The 24,900-nt window shown below is 52.4% G+C and carries 16 protein-coding genes; 10 read left to right on the plus strand and 6 right to left on the minus strand.

The genetic code is table 11. The features are described 5' to 3' along the window. On the plus strand, positions 1 to 825 hold an 825-nt coding region (locus VE954_RS06985), incomplete at its 5' end, for a sigma 54-interacting transcriptional regulator (protein WP_324951056.1). Here the strand turns inward: VE954_RS06985 and VE954_RS06990 are convergent. Beyond that, positions 798 to 4,337 (minus strand): hypothetical protein, encoded by a 3,540-nt coding sequence (locus tag VE954_RS06990; RefSeq protein ID WP_324951058.1) that lies wholly within the window; start codon positions 4,335 to 4,337, stop codon positions 798 to 800. The genes VE954_RS06985 and VE954_RS06990 overlap by 28 nt on opposite strands. Before the next feature lie 150 nt (positions 4,338 to 4,487). Here VE954_RS06990 and VE954_RS06995 point away from each other — a divergent pair, with 150 nt between their 5' ends. Next, on the plus strand, positions 4,488 to 5,918 hold the full coding sequence (locus VE954_RS06995; protein ID WP_324951060.1) for a hypothetical protein: 1,431 nt from the start codon (positions 4,488 to 4,490) through the stop codon (positions 5,916 to 5,918). A gap of 43 nt (positions 5,919 to 5,961) precedes the next feature. Here the strand turns inward: VE954_RS06995 and VE954_RS07000 are convergent, their stop codons facing one another. Then, positions 5,962 to 8,814, minus strand: a complete 2,853-nt coding sequence (locus tag VE954_RS07000) for a PAS domain-containing hybrid sensor histidine kinase/response regulator (protein ID WP_324951062.1) — start codon at positions 8,812 to 8,814, stop codon at positions 5,962 to 5,964. A gap of 264 nt (positions 8,815 to 9,078) precedes the next feature. On the opposite strand from VE954_RS07000, the gene VE954_RS07005 reads away from it, so the two are divergent. Beyond that, on the plus strand, positions 9,079 to 11,247 hold the full coding sequence (locus tag VE954_RS07005; protein ID WP_324951064.1) for a M3 family metallopeptidase: 2,169 nt from the start codon (positions 9,079 to 9,081) through the stop codon (positions 11,245 to 11,247). Positions 11,248 to 11,506: 259 nt separating this feature from the next. Then, on the plus strand, positions 11,507 to 11,866 hold the full coding sequence (locus VE954_RS07010) for a hypothetical protein (RefSeq protein WP_324951066.1): 360 nt from the start codon (positions 11,507 to 11,509) through the stop codon (positions 11,864 to 11,866). A 62-nt stretch (positions 11,867 to 11,928) separates the two neighbouring features. Here VE954_RS07010 and VE954_RS07015 read toward each other — a convergent pair whose 3' ends face one another. Both VE954_RS07015 and VE954_RS07020 read right to left on the minus strand, forming a co-directional pair. Further along, on the minus strand, positions 11,929 to 12,381 hold the full coding sequence (locus VE954_RS07015) for a collagen-like protein (protein WP_324951067.1): 453 nt from the start codon (positions 12,379 to 12,381) through the stop codon (positions 11,929 to 11,931). Between the two features lie 136 nt (positions 12,382 to 12,517). Next, positions 12,518 to 15,181: a 7TM diverse intracellular signaling domain-containing protein gene (locus VE954_RS07020; RefSeq protein WP_324951069.1), complete on the minus strand. Its 2,664-nt coding sequence runs from the start codon at positions 15,179 to 15,181 to the stop codon at positions 12,518 to 12,520. Between the two features lie 273 nt (positions 15,182 to 15,454). Between VE954_RS07020 and VE954_RS07025 the strand changes: the two genes are divergently transcribed. Continuing rightward, on the plus strand, positions 15,455 to 16,483 hold the full coding sequence (locus VE954_RS07025; RefSeq protein WP_324951071.1) for a nicotinate-nucleotide--dimethylbenzimidazole phosphoribosyltransferase: 1,029 nt from the start codon (positions 15,455 to 15,457) through the stop codon (positions 16,481 to 16,483). 277 nt (positions 16,484 to 16,760) lie between these two features. Next, positions 16,761 to 17,753 (plus strand): S1 family peptidase, encoded by a 993-nt coding sequence (locus VE954_RS07030; RefSeq protein WP_324951073.1) that lies wholly within the window; start codon positions 16,761 to 16,763, stop codon positions 17,751 to 17,753. Positions 17,754 to 17,817: 64 nt separating this feature from the next. Here the strand turns inward: VE954_RS07030 and VE954_RS07035 are convergent, their stop codons facing one another. Both VE954_RS07035 and VE954_RS07040 read right to left on the minus strand, forming a co-directional pair. Continuing rightward, a complete protein-coding gene (locus VE954_RS07035; RefSeq protein WP_324951075.1) occupies positions 17,818 to 18,042 on the minus strand; it encodes a hypothetical protein in 225 nt (74 codons plus the stop codon). 870 nt (positions 18,043 to 18,912) lie between these two features. After that, positions 18,913 to 19,353, minus strand: a complete 441-nt coding sequence (locus VE954_RS07040) for a hypothetical protein (protein WP_324951077.1) — start codon at positions 19,351 to 19,353, stop codon at positions 18,913 to 18,915. A 491-nt stretch (positions 19,354 to 19,844) separates the two neighbouring features. Between VE954_RS07040 and VE954_RS07045 the strand changes: the two genes are divergently transcribed. The 4 genes from VE954_RS07045 to VE954_RS07060 all read left to right on the plus strand — a co-directional run bounded on the left by VE954_RS07045 (position 19,845) and on the right by VE954_RS07060 (position 24,894). Next, entirely contained in the window at positions 19,845 to 21,863 is a 2,019-nt protein-coding gene (locus VE954_RS07045; RefSeq protein WP_324951079.1) for an adenylate/guanylate cyclase domain-containing protein, read from the plus strand. Positions 21,864 to 22,089: 226 nt separating this feature from the next. Then, entirely contained in the window at positions 22,090 to 23,973 is a 1,884-nt protein-coding gene (locus VE954_RS07050; RefSeq protein WP_324951081.1) for a 7TM diverse intracellular signaling domain-containing protein, read from the plus strand. A 276-nt stretch (positions 23,974 to 24,249) separates the two neighbouring features. Beyond that, positions 24,250 to 24,576, plus strand: a complete 327-nt coding sequence (locus tag VE954_RS07055) for a hypothetical protein (protein ID WP_324951083.1) — start codon at positions 24,250 to 24,252, stop codon at positions 24,574 to 24,576. 48 nt (positions 24,577 to 24,624) lie between these two features. After that, positions 24,625 to 24,894 (plus strand): tetratricopeptide repeat protein, encoded by a 270-nt coding sequence (locus VE954_RS07060; protein WP_324951085.1) that lies wholly within the window; start codon positions 24,625 to 24,627, stop codon positions 24,892 to 24,894. The last annotated feature ends 6 nt before the right edge of the window (positions 24,895 to 24,900 follow it).

The raw sequence follows: 24,900 nt of genomic DNA on the forward strand, positions 1-24,900 counted from the left end.
ATCGAGAATTGCCTGGGTGCCATCGGCAAGGCCGATGGAGGCATGCTGTTTCTGGATGAATTCCATCGCCTCGAGCCTTCGATCCAGGAACAGATTCTGCGTACCATGCAGGATGGTTCCTATCAAAGAATTGGCGATCACGCCGAAAGCTTCTCGCAATTCCGTCTCGTGATTGCGACCCCAAAAAGTCTGGAGCAGCATACTTTGGATGGTCAGATCCTGATGGACTTGCGTTTTCGGCTTTATGGAATTGAAATCAGGATTCCCCCGCTGCGCGAGCGGCTGCATCAAATGGCTGATTTTATAGACTACTTCGTGGCCAGTTCGGATCGGAAAATTGTTCTATCGGCGCTGCAACGGGACGCACTCATTCAACGGTGTTGCGAATTTCATTGGCAGGGCAATATCCGGCAGCTGTTTGGTGTTCTCCGTATCCTGGTCATCCAGTCTGCTGCCGACGGTAAACCCATGGATGCCGCTGATTTACCAATCTATCCCACCATGCTTCCGCCGTTTTCCCTTGGGACGGAAAAGCCTTACACGGACCGGACAGGATCTCTTCACGAGACAATGTCTGCCTATCCCAAGGATGCGATCGACGATTTATTAACTCTGGTGCGGCGCTATACCGAGCAACCGACTCACTACGAGTCTTTTATCGCGCATTTTGAAAATCTATTATTGGCCGAGCTTGCCGAGGGATACCCGAATGTCAAAAGCCTTTGTGAAGCCATTTCCCTACCCAGAAGTACGTATCATGCCAAGCGGAAACGATTGAAGGTGAACCCGAGCGGAGCTCACCTGGAGGCGCAGTCAGGATTATGATAAAAGATCTGATTCCTCGTCGACAGGACCAGACGTTTCTGATCATCGACCAGGATTTGCTGCACGTATTCGCTTAGATTATGCTGCGAAGGATTGAACACCTGCCATGAGTTGTCTGCTGTCCAGCGCGCCAGCGTCCCAACCTGTCCCACACCAAGCCGCGACGCGAGCCAGAGTGCTTTCTGATCAGCCTGATGAAAAAGTTTTTCGACGCCCGGTGTATTGGTGAAGACCAGGTGACCCGCATAGCGATGCCAGGCAGGCCATCGAGGCTGTCGTTCCGTTTCCCAGGGTTTCCATGCCTGGCCATGGTCCTCATAAATCCTCAAGTGCCAGCGTCGGGAGTACGGAGCCTCCGGAATCGGCACGACCAAAGCATCCGGAATCAAAACCAAAGCCACTCGCCTGCCGTCCATGTTGATCATGTCACCGATCTGCATGGCAGGATGTTCCAAAGGGAGGTCCTCACGCAGGGTCTGCTGCACCAGATTCAACTCGAAAAGTCGGTAACTTTTTGTGTCCGCGCTTTGAGCCTGCACCCAGGCTTGGTTGGAGTTCAGGGGACGGATGGTCGTTGCCTTCCAGCCGCCGGGGAGTGGGATCGTGCGCATCGACCCGTCCACTATCCGCACGCGGATAGTCCCGCCATCAACCGTCCCATCGATTCCCCAAAAGTTTCCTACGGAATCGAAGAAGGTGTGAAGCCAATAACGATCTCCCAGGGCAAATGCTTCCTGAAACATCCCTGTGTGTCGGTCAAAGCCCAGCATTTTTCCATCGTAGGTCGGCACCAAAAAGTTTCCCGACGGATCCCGCACGAGTTCCGAACTAAACGTATAGAAAGGTTCTGTGGACGTTGTCTTGATGTGTTCCGCGACATCCAGGCGGGAAACAGCCAAGTGAGAATTGGCCAGGATCTGACCTCGCCAGACACGCCCGTTATGATCCTGAGCCAGCGTTACGCCTTGGGTTGGGTTGTGAAGGACATCGCTGCGGTAAACGCCTTGTTCCGTCACATCCACAAACTCACAGCTGATCGACTTCCACATGGCGCGATAAGGAATATCGGGATTATTCAGTTTTCTGACTGGCGTGATCACAAAGGTCTGACCTGTCCGCTGCTCGGCGCCGAAGGCCGCGACATCCATCCATTCCATCTGCTTCGGCCACCCCCACAGCGAATTTTGCAGGACCCAGCCTTGATCCTGGCCCGGCCTGAAGGACCACATGAGGAAACTGGTGGTATTGCTCGCGCGCCCTGTTAACCAGAAGGTGTTCTTGTCTCCTCTTTCAAGATGTGTGACGGGACTCCAGGCGGCCTGGTCCGATGCCAGTTCCCGAGGGCGGGTCGCGAGCACTTCAATGGAGGCTGAGGCCAGCTGGGGCACAAGGTCCATGACGAAGAGTTCTCCGGCGTGCGTCAGGCCGAAGAGTCCATGGATATTGTGATTGAGAATCTGGATGCCTGGGTTGGATTGGACCCATTGCTGCCTGGTGTTTACATTGTATATGACCAATTGCTGTCCCAGCACAAGGATCAGTCGACCGTAAGAGTCGGCCACCATCTGCCGGGCTTGAAGGAGTTTGGTTTCCGGAACCTGAAGAATCGACAAAATTTTAAAGGTTTGGCCGTCGAACCCTACTAGCACATACTGTGTTGGCGAAGCCCGCAAAAGGAAAGCGAGATGCTCGTTCTGCTGATTGTCCTGAAAGCTCGTCATCGCTACCAACTCAGGGGCTGCATCTGTGATGAGATTCCATAGCGTCTGAGGAATCTGGTGACGGAGGACGGCAAAACCATTCTGCAGGGAAATTTCGGCGAGATGGATGTCACCGCCAGTCTGAACTGTCTGTAGCATCCAGACGCTGTTTTCGTTGGGGTTGAGGGTATTCAGCCCCAGGATGGGCCTAGGGCCGAGGTCTTCATACCAACTTTTCGCCGGTTTGAGAGAGTACAGGATCACAGGTGCAGACCATTGTTCCATGCCGCGCTCGCGAACGTATAAAGCTGGATGGAACTGGCCCGCTGAGTGCCAATAGTATTCGGTGAGACCGATAACGTTGCCATGTCGGTCGTTAAAGAACAGCAGCTCGTTATGCACGGAGAAAAGATTCATCGACTCGTCGATTTTCCAGGACCCCATCGCCGTCGGGTTCATCCAAAAACCTGTCTGGCTGTTTCCCAGCTGATCGACGCTATCTTTGGCCCTTACCTCCAGCATAATTCTGGAACCATGGACGGTGTATTCTGATTCGGCTGCAAATTGAAAGGCCGCCGGACCTGGGCATGGCACCCAGTCCCCCATGCTGAGCCCCTGGCACGCCCCTTCCTTACACGTGGCTTCGACAGCCGTACGGGTGGCGCCCAAACGATCGATGACACTGACGCGACACTGAAGGCTTTTTTGAATGTCCTCTTTCCTGGCGAAATTCGCCTGGACGGAATCATCGTCGGCATCCGCTTCAAAACGATAAAGATCATGCGGTGCATGGGCCCAGGCGTCTGCTGTTGGCAATGAGGGTGATACCCATTTGATTTGTACCTTGGGAACGCCGGTATCCCGATAGAAAGGTTCCTGCGTGCGGTTCGAGCGATTGCCAGCCGCATCCTGCCGAAAGGAGTTGAGGGTATAAGCCCCGGCTGCTGGAGCCGGCACGAGCTTACTGGCGACGGTATAATCGTTCAAATTTTCACAGGCGGATTCTCCGGCTTTGCTGATGCAATAGTAGACAGCCTCGGTCTCGTCCCAATCGTTGAGCTGCAGCGGGTCTGTGCCTTTGGAAAGAGAGTTATGCAAAAGATGGGTCGAGGGTGGTGCGGTTCGATCCAGTTGAAATATAGGGCAGCTGGATTCAGCCACGATGCGGTTGCCTGCCATCGTCGACAATTCAAGGCTCAAGCCATAGCGTCCGTCTTCAATCTTAATCTGGGGCAGCTTGAGGTAACTGGCCTGCAAAAAATTCTGGGCCGACAGTGGGCTTTTTACGATGAGACGCGTGTCCTGTAGAATATTCATATGCATGGATTCGATTTGCCACGCTTCCTCAGGCCTAATATCCATCCATTCCAGCGTCACTCCAAGGGCGGTCAGGCTGCTGACCGTGCTCCGCTCGCACTTCATTTTTAGGCTGGGCAACACCAAATGCTGCAAAGACACCTGGACCGCTTCGCTTGGGTTGGCCTCAAGAGGCTTGATCAAAAGACCCTGGCGGTGATCCGCAGTCAGCACTTTGAGCTGACCGTCACCTTGAGGGACAAGCACGCAGCCTTTCGGTGAAACTGGCAGTGTCGACACCTGCTGGCCGTTTATCCATTTCGCCTCAAGCGTCGCATCCTGCGCACCGTGGTCAGCGTCCACAATTTGAATGAGAGCCTTGGACCCAGCCCAGGTGCTGCGATCGAGTTCGCCACATGAAAAAAGAGCTGCATCATAGTTTGCGGTGACCCGACCACAGGCCTCCAGCAGGATAGCCATCAGGATCAAGAGGAGACGGAATTTATGTCCTGACATGGGGCACCTCGGCTGTGAGCTCGACGGCGCACATTGCCATAGTAAAGAGGGAGAGTTCAAGGGAATAAGGGCCGCTGTCCACGAATTGGAACCTGAATTGCATGAAGAATTTTGTTGGCATAGGTGCCTGGCGGATAAGGAGACAAAATTATGCAAAGTGAGAATAGAACCGTGGTTGGCATTTTTTCCGATATTACGGAAGCCAAACGAGCCGTCGATGAACTGCATGGTCAAGGAGTCTCAGAGGCAAGACTGGTTGAGAATGACCTAGCTGTGACATTTACCGGGACAGCCGAGCGCGAGGGCGCCGATGAGCATCATAAGAGCCGGGGTATTACAGGCTTTTTTGCTCGGCTGTTTGGAATGGATGATGATCGGCCTTCCTGGAAACTGAGTTCGGATTCGGAATCCTATTTTCAGGATGCCTACAATAAGAAGCATCATCTCATCGTTATTGAAGACTGCACGGATGTGAGTCTGTGTCGTGACATCATCTCCCGGATGGGCGGCGTGGCCGAGGATCAAGGTAGCCACCACTATCACAATGAAAGGGGCTCTCAACGCGGTCAAAGCATGGCAGCTGGAGCCTCAGGCCTGGCGGGCCAATCGAATCTGACTGCCAATAACGGCTTGACCCATCGTGCGGAAGGATGGGCTGATACGGATGAATCTCTGGACAGCGGCCGCCGCTCATCCCCCGATTATGCGGCAGATGGTTTAGGGAGTGTCGATGTGGATCGTATGCCCTTCGCCCATCATCCATCCCCTGAAACCTCGGCCAGTGGTCATCAGGTTTCGGTGAGCGATCGTATATCCCAGTCCAGACTCTCGGGGACGGCTGACCGTATTCCTTTCTCGGATCAGGCCCCAATCGCGGATTCATCTTTTGGGCTGGGAGCGAATGCCAATGACTCCCTTATGACCGGATCCTTCCCGTCCCGTGATCCCGATTTGGGAACAGGTGTCACAGTGCCTACAGCGGGCCGGTCGTTTGCCGGCGCGTCCCCTGATGACAGCCTGCTCCTCAGTGCAGACCAGGGGGGCACTGACGACCGCTCGTCGAACCAAGGCCAGACGTCTGGTTCCAGTCATGAGTCGGGTGTCGGAGTTCCTTCCGATTCCAACAGCATGCCCTTTGCAGGACATTCGCTGAATACAGGTATTACTGCCAATGGTGGTCCAGCCCTGCCAAGTGACTCGGATCGTCGCGGTGTGTCGGGAACAGGCGGACATACGGCATCCAGCGATCGTGCGCTGGACGGCATCTCAGGCGACGCGGATCGCAGTCCCTTGGTCGGACAGCGTTCATACAATGAGGACCCGCTCCGTTCGGCCGCTACGAGTCTGATCGGCGATGAGCGTATCAGCGATCGCGGTGTCTCCAACACGGATGTTTCGCGTCTCAGTTCAGATCGCATCATGGAACTGGATGATGATGATCAACACCTCATTGACGACGACAGTGACAGAATTGAGAATGTGCGTCGCGGAGCCGCGGGCCAGGATAAGTCCCTCGACAACGGCCATATTTTGCCGAGCCGCTCCATGCCTTCATCCCAGGATACCCCATCAGCACCCTAAAGAGACGTTGGGCCCTGCCGACAGGCGGTCAGGGCCCCCAACATTACAAATGTGGGGATGGACTCGATCCTTTTGTAAGAGAAAGAATAGCCGCTGTTAGGGCCTCCCGCTCAACCGGTTTCGAGATAAAGTCGGTAAAACCGGAGGCTCGGGTGCGGTCGATCTCGTCCTGCATCGCATGGGCTGTCAGCGCGATGATCGGTTGTCCATATCCTACCGAGCGTAGTTCCCGGACTGCCGAGTGACCATCCTGACGAGGCATCTGGACGTCCATGAGAACGACATCGAAATTCTTGGATAATGCCTGTTCAACACCCTCGACACCATCACATGCGATGGTTATTTTTGCTCCCAGCCTCTGCGCTATGGTTTTAACCAGGACCTGATTATCTGGCGAATCTTCCACCAGAAGGATATGAAGGCCGGCAAGTTTTTTCTGGTCGTCCAAGGTTCTGGGCGGTGGTGGGGCTCTAAAGACAACGTCCTTGGCCTGGACCAGTTTCGTGTTGTTCGGAATCGCAACCTTCACAGTCGCAAGGAAGGTGGATCCGACTCCAAGCTCACTGCGAAGCAGAGTGAAATCACCGCCGAATATTGTACAAAGACTTCGGGTCAGAACCAAACCCAAGCCCGTGCCTCCGAACTTGCGCGTGGTGGAAGCGTCAGCCTGTGTAAAGGGTTTGAAAAGTTGGGAAACCTGTTCGGCCGAAATGCCTCGACCCGTATCCGTGACTTCAAAATGAAGAAGCCCACCTCGAGCGTCGACCTTGAGTTTCACTGATCCGGTGGAGGTGAACTTGATCGCATTGCCAACCACGTTATTGAGAATTTGCCGTAATCTGACAGGATCGGAATTCACGGCTTCCGGCAACGGCGTTTCTGCTGTGAGTTCGAAAGCAATGCCGTTTTCCCTGGCCTTAAATCCCATGATCGAAGCAAAGTCAGCCAGAAGTCCGGTCAACGAAAAATCAATGCGCTCGATATTCATTTTTCCGGCTTCGACTTTGGCCAGGTCCAATATATCGTCGATCACCCGTAAAAGTTGATTGGAATTCCTCTCGATGACACCCAAATATTCGGAGCGATCGATCGCTGTCAGATCGGAATGCCGAAGAAGTTCGGTAAAACCCATGATGGCGCCTAATGGGGAGCGGATCTCGTGGCTCATGTTGGCAAGGAAAGCGGATTTGGCTTCATTGGCCTGCTCGGCCTCTCGCCTCGCATTCTCCAAGGCGAACTCGATTCGCTTTTGTTCCTCAAAATCGAAGGCCACTCCTGAAACGGAGATGATTTCGTTGCGCTCGTTGAACTTGGGTTCACCTCGCGCGGCAATCCACCTGGCTGATCCATCGGGATCCAGAATGCGGTACTGGCAGTCGTAAGGGATGCCTTGGGTGATGGAGTTTTGTAGGGCCTGGCGGATGCTCGGCTGTTCATCTGGATGCACTATGCGTTGGATGGCGTCCTGGATGGGTTCACCTTCGGCGACTCGATGAAATTTGCGAAACGTCTCATCGACATAGAGGACACCCTCTGGATATCGGATTTCCCATAATCCCATCCTGCCGTTTTTAAGAGCGCTTTCAAGCCGAGCCTGGCTGGTAGCCAAACGCCGTCCGCTCTCTTCGACAGTTTGTCTGACGATGACCTGCTCCGTCACATCCTGGACATCAGCCAAAATCCCTTTAATGCGCCCCTCCAGGTCGCGAAAAGCGTGATACCCGATATTCACAAAGTGGTTCCGGATATCACCGTTTCCATCGGGAATGTTGAGCGGAAGTTCTCTGCCCATGTGGGGATCGCCTGACTGGAAAACGCCATCAAGAAGGGGGAGGAAATGACCAACTTCGCCTTCAATAAAGGCTTCGCGTACGGTCTTGCCAACGACTTTGCGGCGAACCAGTCGTTCATAAGCGGGATTGGCAACGGAGAAACGATGCTCGGGCCCAAGCATAATCGCCATCGGCGCTGGAGATTGCATGACAAAGTCATGAAGCTCATGACGAGACCGTTCAAGCTCGATCATATTGAGTTTGCGTTCGGTGATATCGGACACGACACCGGTAAAAAGGGATGGTTCCCCCAGCTCGTCGAACCTGGTTTCTCCCCGAACATCAATCCACCTGACGTCCCCATCAGGCCGGATCATCCGGTACTCTTTTTGAAAGGGGGTCCGATCTTCAGCTGCCTTTATCCATGCTGAATTGACACTTTCTCGGTCATCGGGGTGGATAAGTTTCTCGACGTCTCGAAAAACATTGTCATCGGCGCCATCGAAGCCAAAAATCGTCGCCCACTCGGGCGAGCGTGTCAGGATCTTGGTTTTGAGATCAACATGCCATGTAGCCATGCGACTGGCCTGAAGTGCTAGTTTCAAATGCTGTTGGTTGTGGCGTAAACCCGCTTCACTGTCTTCGGCTTTTTTCCTGGCTCGGATCTCTTCGCTTATTGTGTTGGCAGCCGCCACGGCGTGCTTTTCAGCGAGTATTTTTTCCGTCACGTCCTCTGCATTCTGAATAATGAATTGCAGTTCACCTGACTCACTGAGAACAGGGAAATGGATAGGACTCCAAAAGCGTTCTTCAAACTCACCTGAAGTCGAATTGCTGACGGGAATATCATATTTCTGGGTCGGCATCCTGTCGGGTTTGCAGGTTGCACGGACACGCTCCAAAGATGCCTTGACGTTGGCGACTCCGGTTGCATGCGGATCACCGGGATTATCCGGAAACGCAGCGAATATGTGCCGACCCGAAAGCTGGTCCAGCGTGGTCGCTGTTGCCTGCAAATAGGCATCATTAGCCGTGACTATAAAAAAGTCAGGATCGACGACGAGATAAGGCGAGGGCGTCGCCCGAAAGATTGAAGCGATATCCGAAAGGTGATTCTGATGCATGTCCGACACCGATCCCGATGCATGTTAAGCGTTGAATGGACTCATTAAATGCCCTGGACGGTCAGCTTCTTGAATGTCACTTCACCATTTATTTGGGGGGTGTGGTGTTGGTAGCAACCATACCACCATTAGCGAAAATTTGGCTCAAATATATGGGAGCGTCGGTTGGGGCATGATGACGAAGGTCCAGCCGAAATAGGGATTGTCCCTTCTCCCAATCGCAGGCTACCTTGGCCCTCCAGAAATCAGAAAGGAGTGCTGCCTATGATCCTGCTTTCCAACCGATTCATTGCTGGCTTGATGGTCCTGGTTCTGAGTGCCTGTGCCTCGCCGGACGGAGGGAGCCAACGTATGAATGATGCTGCTTCAAAAGATAAAGCTCAGACGAACAATGTCTTGCTGGCACCATGGAAAGGGCCGTATGGCGGACTGCCACCCTTTGATCAGGTGAAAGTCGGCGATTTTAAACCAGCTTTGGAATTTGCTATGGCGGAGAAAAGGTCCGAACTTCAGGCGATCGCCGCCAACGCTGAAGCGCCAACGTTTGAAAATACGGTTGCGCGTCTGGAGGATAGTGGTCGGACCTTGAAGCAGGTGATGACCGTTTATCAAATCTGGGCCGGCACCATGAGCAATCCCGAATTTCAAGCGATCGAAAAAGAGCTTTCCTCACCGCTGGCAGCGTTCGAAGACGAAATCATTCAAAATGAAAAATTGTTCAAGCGTCTCGAAGCTGTCTACCTGTCCCCCAGCCTCAAGTCCCTCACGCCTGAGCAACAGCGGCTGACCTGGAAATATTATACAGACTGGGTCCGTGCCGGTGCCAAACTCGATGCCAAAAATAAGGAACGTCTCAGCGCCATCAATCAAAAACTCGCGGACGCCTTCACGGCCTTTCGGCAAAATCTTTTGGCTGATGAATCGACCTTTATCCTTCTCGAAAGTGACAAGGATCTTGCCGGACTTCCCGAGGCTCTGATCAAATCAGCGGCCGCCGATGCGGAGTCCCACAGCGCCAAGGGCAAATGGGCCATCACCAATACCCGCTCATCCGTCGATCCTTTTCTTACCTATTCGAGTCGCGCTGACCTTCGCGAAAAGGTTTGGCGGGCCTTCGTCAACCGCGGCGATAATGGGGGCGCGCACGATAATAACCGATTGATTACGGAAATCCTGCAGCTCAGGGCCGAGAGAGCCAAACTCCTGGGCTATCAAACGCATGCCCACTGGCGCCTGGAGAATGCCATGGCCAAGACGCCGGAAGCGGCCATGGCTTTGATGCTCGAAGTTTGGAAGCCTGCTGTCGCACGCGTGCGCGAAGAGGTTCAGGATATGCTGCCTCTCGCTCGGCGTGAAGAAGGCAAGAAGGCTATTGAACCCTGGGATTACCGGTACTATGCGGAAAAATTTCGCAAGCAGAAGTATGATCTTTCTGAAAATGAAGTGAAGCCATACCTCCAGCTCGACTCCTTGCGTGAGGGCATGTTCTGGGTGGCTGGTGAGCTGCTGGGTTTTGCCTTTGCGCCGGTTGAAGGTCTGCCCATCGCCCATCCGGATGTCCGCGTTTGGGAAGTCAAAGATAAGGCCAGTGGACGTTCCATTGGGCTCTGGTATTTCGACCCTTTTGCTCGCCCAGGCAAGCGCTCCGGCGCCTGGATGAATGCGTACCGGACTCAGGAAAAATTTCGTGGTGATGTCACCACCATCGTATCGAACAACTCGAACTTTATCAAAGGTGCGCCCGGCGAACCTGTGCTGATCAGCTTGAGCGATGCGAGGACGCTCTTTCACGAATTTGGCCATGCGCTGCATGGGCTGTCGTCCGAGGTGAACTATCCCCTGCTCGCCGGCACGGCCGTGCCTCGTGATTATGTGGAATTTCCTTCGCAAATTCTCGAGGAATGGTTTTTGACTCCCGAGGTTCTGAGTCGTTTCGCTTTGCATTATCAAACCAAACAGCCCATGCCGGAAGCTTTGGTAGCAAAGATTAAAAAAGCCGCAAGATTCAACCAGGGCTATGAAACCGTCTCGTATCTTTCCAGCGCGCTGGTGGATATGAAATTTCATTTGAAGGGAGCGCAGACGATCGATCCTGATGCGTTTGAGAAGCAAACCCTGACCGAACTCGGCATGCCGAAGGAACTGGTGATGCGACATCGGTCCCCGCAGTTCGCGCATGTCTTTGCCAGCGATGGATATTCCGCAGGATACTACAGCTATTTGTGGGCTGATACGCTGAGCGCTTCAGCCTTTGAAGCGTTCACCGAAGCCAAGGGCCCTTATGATAAAGCTGTGGCCGAACGACTCAAGAAGCATGTGCTTGCAGTCGGCAATTCGGTCGATCCTGGCGAGGCCTTTCGAGCGTTCCGTGGCAAGGCACCCACCAGCGATGCCCTGATGCGGAAACGCGGCTTTCCCGTTAGCAAAAAATAAGAATATTCCCCCACGCAGGGGCGATCGTGGGCGACGGCCCTGTAGCTTTCCCCTGCACGCGTGGACCGCTGAGGGTTCTGAAAGGCGAAGCGAGCGTGCAATAGATTATGGTCGATAGCCTGACATTATAATTAAAAAGTTTTGGCGGTCAATTGATCAAATAGACTTTTCAAGGGTGAGTCACTACGCCCCGAAACGGGCTAATCTTTTTTGTGACACCAGAAGTCGTTTCTGGGGGCATCAAAAAAGGTGGTAAGCCATGCAAAAAGTCCAAGAAGAACCATTGGAAAAAAAGCGCGAAACGAAAAAAAGGGGAAGCTCTAAAAAAAATGCGCCATCGCCTCGATACTTTACAATGACGCTTAAAACCATAGACATTGATTCACCGGCCTGGCACAGGCTCACCGACCCTTTGATCGACCATTACAGACTGCATATGGAAACCCCGGAGGCCGAGGTACTCGAGATCAAGGAGATCAACGAAAAGTCCTACCACGAATACTCATCCTACCTTCTTGAATTCATCCACGCGGCTCACGATGGCGAAATCGACCTTTTGCACGAGGATCCGCTTTCCTTTGATGAATGGAAGGCTCTCGATCATTCCAATTCGCATTGATTCAATCGTTACGGTTAGAGAAGGCGCAAAAGGATTTGGGCCTTCTCACGTCGATGCGACGATTACTGGGCGCAGACGCATCGCTTTACGGCTGGCGCGATGGTTGCACATAGAGCCTGCGACCCGGTATCCCAATTGCCAAAAGTCGTCGAAAGGCACGCGTAGCCTCGGTGACTACAGTAAGTCGTGCAGCTGTTGAGTTCATTGATGACCCAGTTCACAAGGTTACCCGCGCCTTTGTCACCTTGAGGCCCAGGTACGCCCTGATCGCCTTTGGGTCCCGGAATGCCCTGAATGCCTTGATCGCCTTTGGGGCCCACCAAGCCGCTGTTTTGGCCCTTCCAAACTCCATCATCGCTAATATATTTATTTAATTTTTCAGTGACTTGTTTGAGGGCTTGTTCGTTTCGTTTTAACTCGGCTTGCTGAACGGCAATAATCTTTGTTAGATCTTGATCAGCCAACAGTGGAAAACCAAAGGCAAAAGTTGAAATTAGAATGAGAATGCGAAGCATGAAATGTCCTTCATTGAGCGATGTGAATCATCAGACCAATCGCGAGAACAGTTTCATGCCGAATTATTGCAGGGGACGGGGAAGAAATAGCACTTACCGCCAAATGAGCTGAATTGACTTTCCCTGGGCGCGAAAGCTAGCCCGTCAGTCGCTCCGTCCGAACGCCATCCCGGCGAGGAACCACGATGGTAAATCGAGTACCTTGCCCGCTTCGATTCTGCAATTCAATATGTCCCTGGCAATGGTGAATAGCCTGATACACCGCGGCGAGTCCAACGCCACGACCGGCGTAGAGGCTGGTGTGGAGCGCCGTGCTCGTGCCACCGATGGCCAGCTTTTCGATGACTGCGGAGGCGCTGGCTGACCGGGCTTCCTCAGGGGTAAAGACCCCTTTTTTGAGGAGGCTGTCCCGAAGTTCATCCAAGGGGAAGCCGGCGCCATCGTCTTCAACGATCACTTGAAGCTGGTGGGGTTCACTAATGAATTCCAGATGAATCTGACCCACTGGAGGCTTCGCCACGGCCGAGCGGTTGCTTTCGATGCCATGAATCAAGGCGTTGCGGACCAGATGCATCAGGTTTTTGACCAGATCTTTCTCGCCTTCATTGACGATCTTCGTTTCGCCGCCCACGATGGTCAGCCGAACTTTCTTTTGCAGTCTTTGCGACAGGCGTTTCACATCATCATGCAAGGGCCCGATCAATGAGCCAGCTGTTTTAGCCGTAACTCTCTGGATCCAATTCTGCACATGGGTCCTGGACGTCGTATCCTGAAGGTTGGACTCCATCTGTTTCTGCAGGGCTTCGAGACTGCGCTGGCCAATGATAAAGTGCTCCTCGTTCTCGGTTCCCCAGACGATGTTGAGGACGTCCGCATTAGCCTCGAGGAAACTGCGAAACGTCGCAATGATTTGCTCGACATCTGCGTGCGAAATCTCGACCTTCTCTTCGACTTCATGGATCCGGCGGGCCTGGGGACTCAAGTTAAAGACGAGACTATTGCCCTTGATCGTGTGGAGGATGAAATTGACCCGGCTTCGTTCCGCGACAAGGTCAGCTTGCAGCAAAGCCTCCAGACCATCGCGGGTATATGTAATAAAGGAGCGGAAGGCATCCATGTTGCGTATGATGCGCAGCAGGACCGAACTGCGAAAAGCCTCTTTTTGCTTTCGTTTCAGGCGGGTGATATCCATCAGAGTGAACAGGATGAGCTTAACCTGACCGCTTTGATCGCGAACGACGGATCCTTCAAGACTGAGTATTCTTTGATCCAGGCGATAGGTTTTTGGAATCTGACCAATCGCGACCTCATCATGCATAATGTCAGCGAAGACCTGATCCACGGCCATCCGAAACATTTGCGCCTGGCCGACATCCATCTTCAGCGCGTCGGGGACCATGACACCGGCTTCCAGATGACACCCGAGCAGCTTGCCACACGAACGGGTGAACCCACCTTCCATACGCATGTCGCGAGTCATCGTGAAAAATCCGCTCTTCACATTATCAACAATCGTACGAATGGTTTCTGTACGATCCGCAACCAGGGCTTCGACTTCCTGGACATGCCTCGTCAGTTCATCATTGAGGTGTTTGATGGTGCGTTCCGATTTATTCTGCAAATACGTTACACGATCAGCCAGAGCGAGTGAAATGAACGCCACCTCTATCACGCCTCCGTAGAGGTTCCCATACTGCACCAGGATATTCATAGGGAACATACCATTGAATAGGAGCGTCAGGAGGATGTTGCCCGTAAGGAGGGCGGTCCAGGCCAGCGTGTAGTATATAGCCGGGCGAAAACCACGGAAGCCTGCCGTGACCCCCATGCTAATCAAAACGAGTGACGTTAACACTGTCGATGAACTCAGAAACCTCGCGGCTGTATTGTAATCGCCCACAACGGCCAGTACGCAGATGACGAGATTGAGGGCACTCACAGCTTGCAAGGCGCGCGCCCACCGGGGCATGAAATTTTTGGCGTTGAGAAAGCTCGCCGCGAATAAACAGGAAAGGATATTGCTGGCCGCAACGCTGGCGAGAAAGCCTTGATTGTTGGCCCAGATTCCGGATGATCCGCCCAACCAGGCAACCCCCGTCGCCTGCAGGCCGAATTGCGTGTAGACATAGATGATGAGATAACAGCAATAATAGGCGTACGTGCGGCTACGAAAAGATACGGCTAGAAACGCGTTGTATATCAGGAGAATGAGGGTGCAGCCATAAGCCAGACCCAGGATCAGCGTATCCTGCTTGTTATAGCTTTGAAAGCTGATGGGATCCCAAAGAAATAGGCTGAACATCACCGTGCCCTGGGTCTTGATGCGCACGTAATAGGTGTGATCTCCCGGGGGCACTCGTAAATCAAAAACCGGCAGGCGGAAGTCGATGGGTCGTTCCTGATAGCTGTGCGTGTCACCCATGGTGAGTCCGACAAACACCCCCTCCTCATTTTTTTGAAACAGCGTGATGCTATCGATAAAAGCGTAACGGCTTTCGAGGAAAAAATTGCGCGTTTCGCTGCTGCTATTGTGGAGGGTGAAGCGTGCCCACGATTCTGAAGATAGGAGTCCACGATTGGGAAAGTCTCGATCCGAAGGAACGAAAGCCTCGTGATGATTCCCCTTTAAAATTTCTTCCTGGGTCAGGGGTCCTGCATCCTCCCGAAGGAGATAGAGGGACCTGCCGATGCCCCGTTCTTCCATGCGATCCGTGACGGGTATCGTCATAAGGTTCGATTCGGCAGCCTGGACAAACGACATTCCAAACATGAGCATGCAGAGTGTCATCAATTGCAGCATGTCATCCACTCAAGAAAAGGGGTAAAGATCTGTATCATGAAGAGTATACCACAAAGGGTCGACCCCACGTGCCGCAGAATGTCCGGGGTCGGGATCAGGCGTGGTGTGTCGGCAAAAACTGCCAGTTAGCGAAACCTTATCATCGTGTTGTTCCTTAATTTGTCCCTGCTCAACGACAGTTGATTTTAAGGCCAATACGTTATTTAATGCGAGTCATTCGTCCCACGATGCGAATTGTCAGGTGGGTTTTCAACCGCAGATCAGAGGGCCAATATGCTCGAGGACCTCATCATTAGCGTCAGTCATCCGAGTCGGACCGCTGAGATTCAGCAGATCATCCAGGCTAAACTCATGCATTGCGACCTGCCCACGCAGCTGCGGGATGCCGGAACGAAAATTGCTCTCGTTCAGGATCGGGATAAACCTTTTCTGACCCAGCCTATTATCTACACCTTCTTTGGGGATCACGGCATTGCCGAGTCGGGGCTCTGCAAGCGCTATAGCGTAACGAGCACTGAAGTCATGCGGCCCTATGTTTCTGGGAATAATGCGCTGAATATATTCAGCCGGCAGAATCGAATCGAATTGAGACTGGTGGACTGTGGACTAGGACTTGATTTGAGTGATCCTAAAATCATCCAGCGAAAAATAGCCAAGGGAACGCGGAATTTCGCGCACGATCAAGCTATATCGAGTTTGCAAATGGAACGTTGCGTGAAAAGCGGTCGAGACTTGATTCGCACCCGCCGTAACAAGGTCAGCAATGCTGTTGGCATAGGCATACAGTCGGTGGCGTCTGAGTTGAGCTGCATCATGCTGATGGCTCGATTGCGATCGTTGCCTTTGGAAACTCTGGTGCAGCAGCATCCGGCCTTCAGTCAGACGGATCTCACCTGGCTGCTCAAAAAACTCCGGCCGATTCTGAACTCCTGCGGACCTTTGAAAGATCCACTGTCCGAGATGCAGAACTTTGCTGGCTTTGAAATGGCAACGGCGCTTGGGGCCATTCTGCAAGCTTGTCATCAAAGATGCGTTGTGCTGGTCGACGGTTTGGTCGGCAGCTGCCTCGCCTGGCTGACCTCTCTTCTCTTTCCGGGCGCCGCCTCCTCTATTATTATCGCTCAGAACACGCAAAGTTTCGCTGACATGTATTTAGCGAAAGAGCTGGGAACAGAGCCATTGACAAGATTTGACACAGCCGTCTATGACGGCAGTGGAATCGCCCTTAACTTTCCCATGGTTCAAGCTGCGTGCAGTTTCCTCAATGAGAGTCCCGCCTATAGCCTGCAATCGGGAACCTGATCACGCCACATCCCGGTTCGTTCGTTCTCAAAACCAGCGTCTCGATCCCCGTATCAAAGTTTGTCCCGATTGACAGCACTTTTGGGGAGCGTTAAAACTGTCCCAATTCAAGGATTTCCCAGAGAAACGTTTTCCATATGAATGGCCGATAACCGCAAGATGCCTGCGTGGATTTCCATGTTTTGCGCCTGTCTTGCATCGGCGACAGCTGGCAATCGGTACGTCCGGGACCTATGAAACGGAAGGATTAGCTCTTACCAATAAGGAGAAAACGTGTATGAAAAAGACTTTATGCGTAGCAGCCACCATGATGTTTTTGGGATGCGGAGAACGGGTGGATTCCAAACTGAATAGCGATCTCAAACCAGTCCACGCCGATGAGCCAGGATTATTGAATCCCGTCACGGAACGTGTGATCAACGGCTCCATTCCCAAGGACGGGAGCTATGAGTCGGTTGCCTTGCTGCTGTCGGAGGCCAATGTTTCCGTTGCCGGTGGTCCTGCCAGCCGTCGCCAGCTCAGCATCTGCACCGCGACTCTCATTTCACCGTCTGCCATCCTGAGCGCCGCGCACTGTGTCAATGAATTGATCCTTAAAACGGCGATTGAAAGGGCCACGGGACCTGATGGCAAGCCCTTGAATGCGAAAATAATTGGATCGATCGAATTCCGTGTGGCGTTCGTGCGTAATTTGGCCGAGCTTGCCGCAAATCCCGCTTCGCTCCTGGCGGTCTCGCGTGTGGATGAACATGAAGACTTTGCCCTGACCAAGAATCCCTGGGCAGCCTTTCAAAAAAATCCTGGCAAATGGCATGATGTCGCTATTGTGCATTTGGCCAAACCAGCCACGGGACGCCGCATTCAAAAGCTCGCCACAGCTGAGCAGGTGAACGCTGAGGTCTCGAACGCTTCGCTGGGACGACAGTTTGCCGGTTACGGACTTTCCGACGAATCCAACCCGCAAAGTGCTGGCACCCTGATGGAAGGGACAGCTCACCTGGGTGAGGTGGGAACCAATGAGTTCATTGCCGGAGCGGATGACGCGCAGGTCGCCTGCCACGGCGACTCAGGCGGACCTATTTATATGGATGGGACCGAGGATCTGCAGATTGGTATCGCGTCTCGCATTAACAAAAAAATCGGACTGGGTGACATTTGGGATGGAATTACGGGTAATGTCAAAGCCCCTTCCTGTGAGGTAGGTTTGGTTTATACACGTGTTGATACTTACCTTGATTGGATTAAAAAGCACGTGACTGATATGGAATGATCGGCTGATGCGGGTTGCGGCATGCAAGTGCCGCAGCCGCAGCAGCAGCTGCGGCGGCTGGGAATCAATTGCTGCTGAGTCGTTGGCCTGAGATCATTCGTTTATGTTTAGGATGGGGCTGTCCCTTGATAAAGGCAACCAAGGTAGCCCGGTGCTCTTTGAAGGTGGCTGTCTTACCGACCTGCACCATGCCGCGTCCCAACAAAGCCCCAAAAAGTACGGCTACAGTTATAGCCAGTATAAGCTGAATAATTTTATGTTTGTTCCAGCGTACGGCCTTCTTTCGCATGGAAACTCCAGCCTCAGTTTTTAGGGTGATTGCATACACATTATATTTATCGGTTATTCTATAATTTCTTCAATGGCCCTCGATTTTTGGCAAGGGTTGCGGAAGGATGGAACAGAATATTACGTCAGGTACATACACAAAAAATTGGAGTTGAGGCGAGGGCCTACACAGCCAGCTTCATAATGCCAACAAGCCTAAACGCGAAAAGCAGGCCCGTAAATCGGCCTGCTTAACATTGTCGTCATTTTCAAGGAATTCTGCTGAAGCTGATCCGCGACGCAAAAGAACGCCATGGCCCCGTCGTCTTGGGAGTGGTTCCGATTTGTCCATTGGAGAGTATTTCGTAATAAGCCTGAGATGTATCAGTTGGCAACGTTTCACCCGACCAGAACCAATCACTGAAGCCTGCGATGAGATCAGCTCGAAGCCTGTGAAGGCGCGTCAGGTCCTGTCTGCTTGGTAAGCGCCACGCACCTTGTAAGGGGCTGAAGGTGTCAAGCTGAGCGCAAATGGCCTCGGAGTTGATAAAGGCAAATCACCGTGGAGCGCATTGCTGACAAAGAGAAGGCATCAGTCCTTGCCAAATCTTTCGATTCGCAGGCTAGAGCGAGCAATCCCAACCCCAAAAGATGGAGCCAGACATTGCAGGCACTCGATGTGAGCTTGACCCCGATTGGCATCGTGAATGTCCTTATTGCGTTACTCTCTGATCGGCTGGCCGAGGATATAAGTCGAACAAAGGCTGGGGAGGGTTTTATCTATCGAACATGGCGGGATTATTCATGCCATAGTCTATGGAAATTTCGAGCCCAGGATGAGCTATTGAATCCAGCCTTAGCGTAAGGCTGGATACGTTGCATGAGCCGTACCTTAGAAGTCCACCTTCTGAGCCACACATTTCAATTTCGTTACAGTGTTGGTTTGCAAGGGGCCAGGAATCCGGTCAGGACTCATGAGACCACCACCCATGGTTTTAATCAGCAGGCCGCTGACCGTATACTCTTTAAAATCCTGGGTATTCACAGTGGGAACGATCAGGGTGTAGTCAATGGTTGCATCGTTGATATTGGCCACCGAAACGGAAGCCTGGAGGCCCATTTTCGTAGTGGCCAGTTCAGGTTCAGAAAAAGTAAAGCCTGACACCTCATTTCCACTCAGGTGCATTTGAGGTGTGCCGAGGAGGCTCGATGTCGAGAGAGAAACGTTGAGACCTCGAGCCGAACAATTATAAAGATTGGCCTCCACAAACGGCGCAGAAAAACCTGTTGTCGAAACGGCGGTCAGCAAAGCAAGGGCGATCATCGATTTCATAGATCCTCCAATAAAATTTGTGCGCCTTCGTTTAAGCAAGTTCCATACCCCGATTGCAATCCGTGAAACTAGGTCCTGGATGGTCTGCGTGCAAGGGATTACAGAGAATCCTGTAGCGGCCGCGACCGAGGATGCTCGTCTCTTATGTCCGTGAATCTGGATAGGGAGTCCAGGAACCGGGACATGGCCGTGAATTTGGGTCTCTCGGGAAGAATCGCTTGAAAAGTTAAGCGTAACCCAGGTTTGGTGACACTCGATGCAATGGCAAAGTTGACGGCAATTGTTCAGTTCATGCTGGAAGACGCCCGGCAGTCCCGGATTTTTACGCGAAACTATGTTTCGGACGGCCCTTACGTTTAAAATTCTAAAAAGAACATCGTGTTTGCCGATAGTTCAATGAACGCCATCTGATTAGGGAACCGATGCATAGTTTTGCTTCTCCATGGATAGACCCTCTGTTCGTCAGAATTGTGTTTGGATTCTGGCTGTGCATGGTCATGAACCAAAGCGCTCTGGCTCTGCCCGATCTTCATGACAAGAGGGCTGTGCTTCTCGAGACGCTGGATGATCCCAAATCCCTTGAAGCCTGGCTGCTCGATACCATGCAACGCGGCGAAGGCCAGGATACCTCCATCGCCTGGATCCGCGCGGTCTGGGTTTATAGTTTGCTCGTATCGGATTCAGCTGTGGATCTGCACCGAACCCGCGGTGTGGACCTCGCGCCTATTTTTTCCAAGGCCCTTGATGGGGCCCGATCGAAGCAGCTCTCGACCGAGGTCATTGACCTTGAGTATGCCCTCTTCGTTCTCCAGGATAAGTTGGACGAAGCTGCCCTGGATCGCTTGGTTCATGAAGCAGGCTCTCATCATTTGCCGGATTCCCATGCCCGCATGAGGGCCGTCAAAGCCTTGTACCTGATAGGAAAGGGTGACGTTTCCGCCGGCACGCGCCTGATGAATGAACTCACCCAGGAGCTGGATGGTAAGCTTGATTTAAAGGACTATGAGCTTCTGGTTCTTAAAAATTATATCGCTTTGGGTTTATATCACCTCGACCAAAATGATAAGGCCATCCGACTTCTGGATGAAGTGGATACGTTGGCAACACAGCTCAATCTGCGCTGGTTTCGCTTGCCTATCCTCCATAATTTGGGACGTGCCTGGCTCCGCAGCAGTGAAGGGGAGGAGGCGGCCCTCCGCGCGAAACCGTATGTGGAAAAGCAACTGAGCCTGGCGCGGGAGTTTCATATGCCGTGGGATGAGGCCATGGCGCTTGTCAGTCTCGCCCTTGTGGAAATGCGGAGCAAGGAATGGGATCGGGCACTGCATAAAGCCAGACGCGCGATCGCCATTTTTGCTGAAGTGGGAGATCGTTTGAGGCAGGCGGAAGCTGAAGCAGCCGCGGCCCAGATTGAAACAAAAAGACAAAATTGGGATGCGGCCTTGCCGTTTGCTCTGCAGGCGTTGGAGCATGCCTCCAATTCCGACTACAAAAGGCCCATGCTGCAGCTGCATGAAAATCTCTACGAGATTTATAAGGCCAAGGGTCAGATTAAAGACGCGCTCAGGCATCTGGAGCAACATGCCGAGCTCCACAAAGGTCTCGCGGCCGAGCGGGAAAAAAATGAATTTCGCAAGATGACCGTTACCATGGGCCTGGCTTTGGAGGAGGACCGGAATCGCAACCAGGCCAAGGAACTGGCCAGCCAGAAGCGAATGAACCGCTGGCAAACCCTGGCCGTGCTATTCCTTACACTTGGCGCCGCGGGGATTGTGCTGGCGTACTTACGGATTCGGAAAGTCAATCAGCAGATTGCAGCTCTCAATTCGTTCATTCGCACCCAGGTTCTGAGCCGTTTCCTCCCTCCCGAGCTGGTTCAGGAAATTTCTGAAGGTCGCTCGCGTTTTCAGGATGCCGCCGAGCGATGCGAAGTCACAGTTCTGTTTGCCGATCTCTGCAGTTTCACGCGCGCTACCGAACACCTTGGAGCCGAGACTGTCGCCACGATCTTGAACCATTTCCTGGCGTCGATGACGGATGTTATCTTTCGGTATGGGGGCACCATCGATAAGTTCATGGGTGACGGTATTATGGTTATTTTTGGTGCTCCGACCCATCTCTCCATAGCCGAGCAGGCCCAAAGAGCTGCAGCCTGCGCAGCATCCATGATGCAGGAACTCGAACGGCTCAACCACGGCTGGCTGGTTGATTTCCAATGGGAATTTCAAATGCGGATCGGAGTGAATCAAGGTGTCTCGATTGTAGGGACCTTTGGCGGTGATCGACGCGCGGATTATACCGTGGTGGGCAGTGCCGTGAATATTGCGTCACGTGTGGAAGGGGAAGCTGAACCCAACCAAATTCTGCTGACGTCCACTGTGGCCAGGCATTTACAGTCCAGGTTGATTCAGCCTGCCGGAAGCCGCCAGCTCAGGGGGGTGAGTGCGGCGGTTGAGGTGTTTGCACTGACCATGGAAGCCGACGAGAAGCCCGTGAATAGGGCGGGATAAGTGTTTACTCTTTTTTCTTCCCGATCGCGGTTGACAGGCTTACTATCCGTGGCTGCATCCTCAAAGGAATCCTGGCCTCGGGAAAAATCAGCCTCTTGGTGCCATGGACGACCAAGTCCATTGTGTAGGGTGCAGTTGGGCCCTTGATCCTTGCCCAAAAGTAGTAATTGGTTCGTTCCCTCCGACCGAAGAGCATCGCATCCTTTCATTGGTGTCTGAGGCTCTTTTGCTGAGAATTTTTTACCTTATCACTCTGTCGCTCTGCCTGCTAACAGCATGGCCGGCCAGGGCATCTTTTGATCAAGCGAATTTCAGCATTGGCCTGAATGATGGCCGTGTCAAGCAACGTATCAGATCCCTTTACTATCGCATCAGCGACCACTCTTTGTCAGAAGCCGAGATTGTGTCGATGATCAAAGACCCTTCCGGCTTTGAGTTCAAAGAAGAGAACGACCCTATCGAGCTGGTCAAAGGCTATTTCGCAGTCCATGCCTATTTCATCGAAAATACCAGCGATCAAAACGTACCTCTCGTTTTTCACGAGGGTGAGAAGACACCAAGAACCTACCAGCTCTTTCAGAACGGTCAGCTGAAGAAACTGGAGCCTCAACCGTCGGCGGTAGGGGTGCCTTATTTTGTTGAACTCACACCCGGGCAGAACATTCTCGTCACGCAGCGGATTTTACCCTATTCGGTCTCGGGGCGAAGTCCTCTGATCTGTAGCATTCTTGTGTACGATCCCCAAACAGCACTTTCGGTAATGGGATATGAATCATCAATTATCCTCTTCGTCTTTGGTTCTGTGTCATGCCTTGGTTTCTATAGTCTCATTATGTTCGTTTTTTTTCGTAAAGCCTATTTTTTGAGCTACTTCTTCTACATCACTTCCACTGCTTTGATCCTCATGGCTTCCTATGCGGTCATAAGCCTTACTATACCCGTCTACTATTTCATCCTGTCGATTAGCATCCTGTCGCTCTTCGTATTCTCCAGCCATGTACTTTCCTTGAAGACTGTTCGACCCAGGTTATACAGGGTGTCGGTCTTCCTCGCTGGAACCGAGGCGGTCACGATGCTGTGTGGCTATCTCTTAGGTTCGATGGATTTCGTCTATGTCGTGTCGACTTCTGCTTTAGTCTTCAACATTGTTTGTGCGGCGTCGGTGGCAGTCAAAAAAGATAAATCTGGCTATTATCTTCTCATGGGCTGGTTTTTTTTCCTGCTGGGACTGGTACTCACCTTGCTTGATATGAAGGTTTTTGGTCGAGTCAGCATGGTCCTCCTTTATGCCTCCCTCTATGGCTTCTTTTTTGAAATATTTGCATTTACCTTCGCAATCAGTCATAAGCTTCGACATGCTGAAAAGCTTGCAAACGCTCAGATATCTCATGCCTTTGATCAACTTGCCAAGGTCTTCTATCCACATCAGATTCAAAAAATTAAAGAAAATTTCCAATTGGAAGAGACAATGCCCACCCACAAGGGAGAAGCCTGCGTCATCTGCTTTGACATAATTCATAGTGCGAGAATAGATGAGGTTCATGCAAAATCTTTTATTCGTAATCTCTTTAAAAGATGCAACGAGATTATGGTGTCTGGATATGACGGAGATGACCTGCGTGCGAATGCTTATCGGATAAAGGAAATGGGAGATGGTTTCCTCTGCTCCGTAGGATACCCGTTTAAGTCAGCAAATAATCAAATTGCGGATGACGCTGTAGAGCTAGCCATGGAGTTCTTCCAGGCAATGGAGACCTTGCAAAAATCCATGAGAATACCCAATCGGATCTGTGCTGGGATTGGGCTTGCCATGGGAACGATCTCGGGTTTCTATCCCGAAGCAGGAACCAAGGAGTATGACCTCTACGGTCCAGCGATTATCCTTGCGACACGATACGAAGCTATGAGGAAGGTTCTATTGACAGAACATGACGAGGTCAATATTTTGATCATCCAGGAAGGTGTCTTTAAGAAATTGAATATCAGTCTCCAGCGCGAGTTTACGGAGTTCAAACTTGCAGGCTCTAACGTTGTAGTGCGCGACGACAACCTTGCAGAAGTCCTTTATTATAGAGTTTTCGATGGCGAAGCACAGCTGCTGGCATCATGAACCATAAGGGTTTTTGTTTTCCGATAGTGTGGAAGCAGTTATGCGGTTCGAAAGTTCTCTAGAACAGGAGCGCTCTTGAGGACTCCCGACTTTCTCAATCATGGGCTGCAAGGCCTAGGAAGATCGCCTTCTGGCACTGCTATTGAACGTTTTCGTTCAGAGGGCCCACACATTTGCCTACCAGGTGGTTGCCATGAAACTTCTCGCTTGGATCTCATGCTCGTAATCGCGCTCGTTGTCAAATGGCAGACACGCCCTGCGACCGACGAACCAAACATGGCGGAAGATTCGGTCAAGATGGCTGCCTCGAGCGGCCAGATGACCAGCTCAGGATCTGAGAAGAAGCGGGAACGTAAGCGTGTGTGGGATGTACTCGATCAGAGTCTTCCGGAAGCTCCTGTCCGCAAGAGCAAGCCGACCGCAATTCCCCAGCCGCAAACGGTTCTCGTCCCTGAAGCTTGCGAGATTCGGTGGCGTGATATCGCCTTGCAAAATTCGGCTGAGCTTAGCCATGACCTTCGCGATGGACACTTGGCACTCGAGGGGGAGTGTGGCGCTCATGTTCCTTCGCGCGGCTATCATGGACCGGTTTTTTCCCGATGACGATCCCGCGGCGACGCCGAGCTGGATGAAGTAACCTTCATTGGCTTATTGCGACAAAACAAGCACGAATTGGTTGAAGCGGAGGCTCGTCGCATGCTGGCAAGTAACCCCCAGTCAGTGGTCGCGCGCTATTACCTTGCATCCGCGGCGTTCCGAGCAGGCAATCGGGACGAGGCCATCAGTCAACTGCAAGTGGCGCAACGAATGGCTCCACATGATCCACGCATCAAGGATACCCTCGAGAAAGCGCGGACCGCGGAACCGGAGGACCACATATTCACCACGAGCCTCAGTATGTCCTTCGACGACCTCCTTTAGCACACC

Source organism: Oligoflexus sp., from assembly GCF_035638955.1.
Taxonomy (GTDB): domain Bacteria; phylum Bdellovibrionota_B; class Oligoflexia; order Oligoflexales; family Oligoflexaceae; genus Oligoflexus.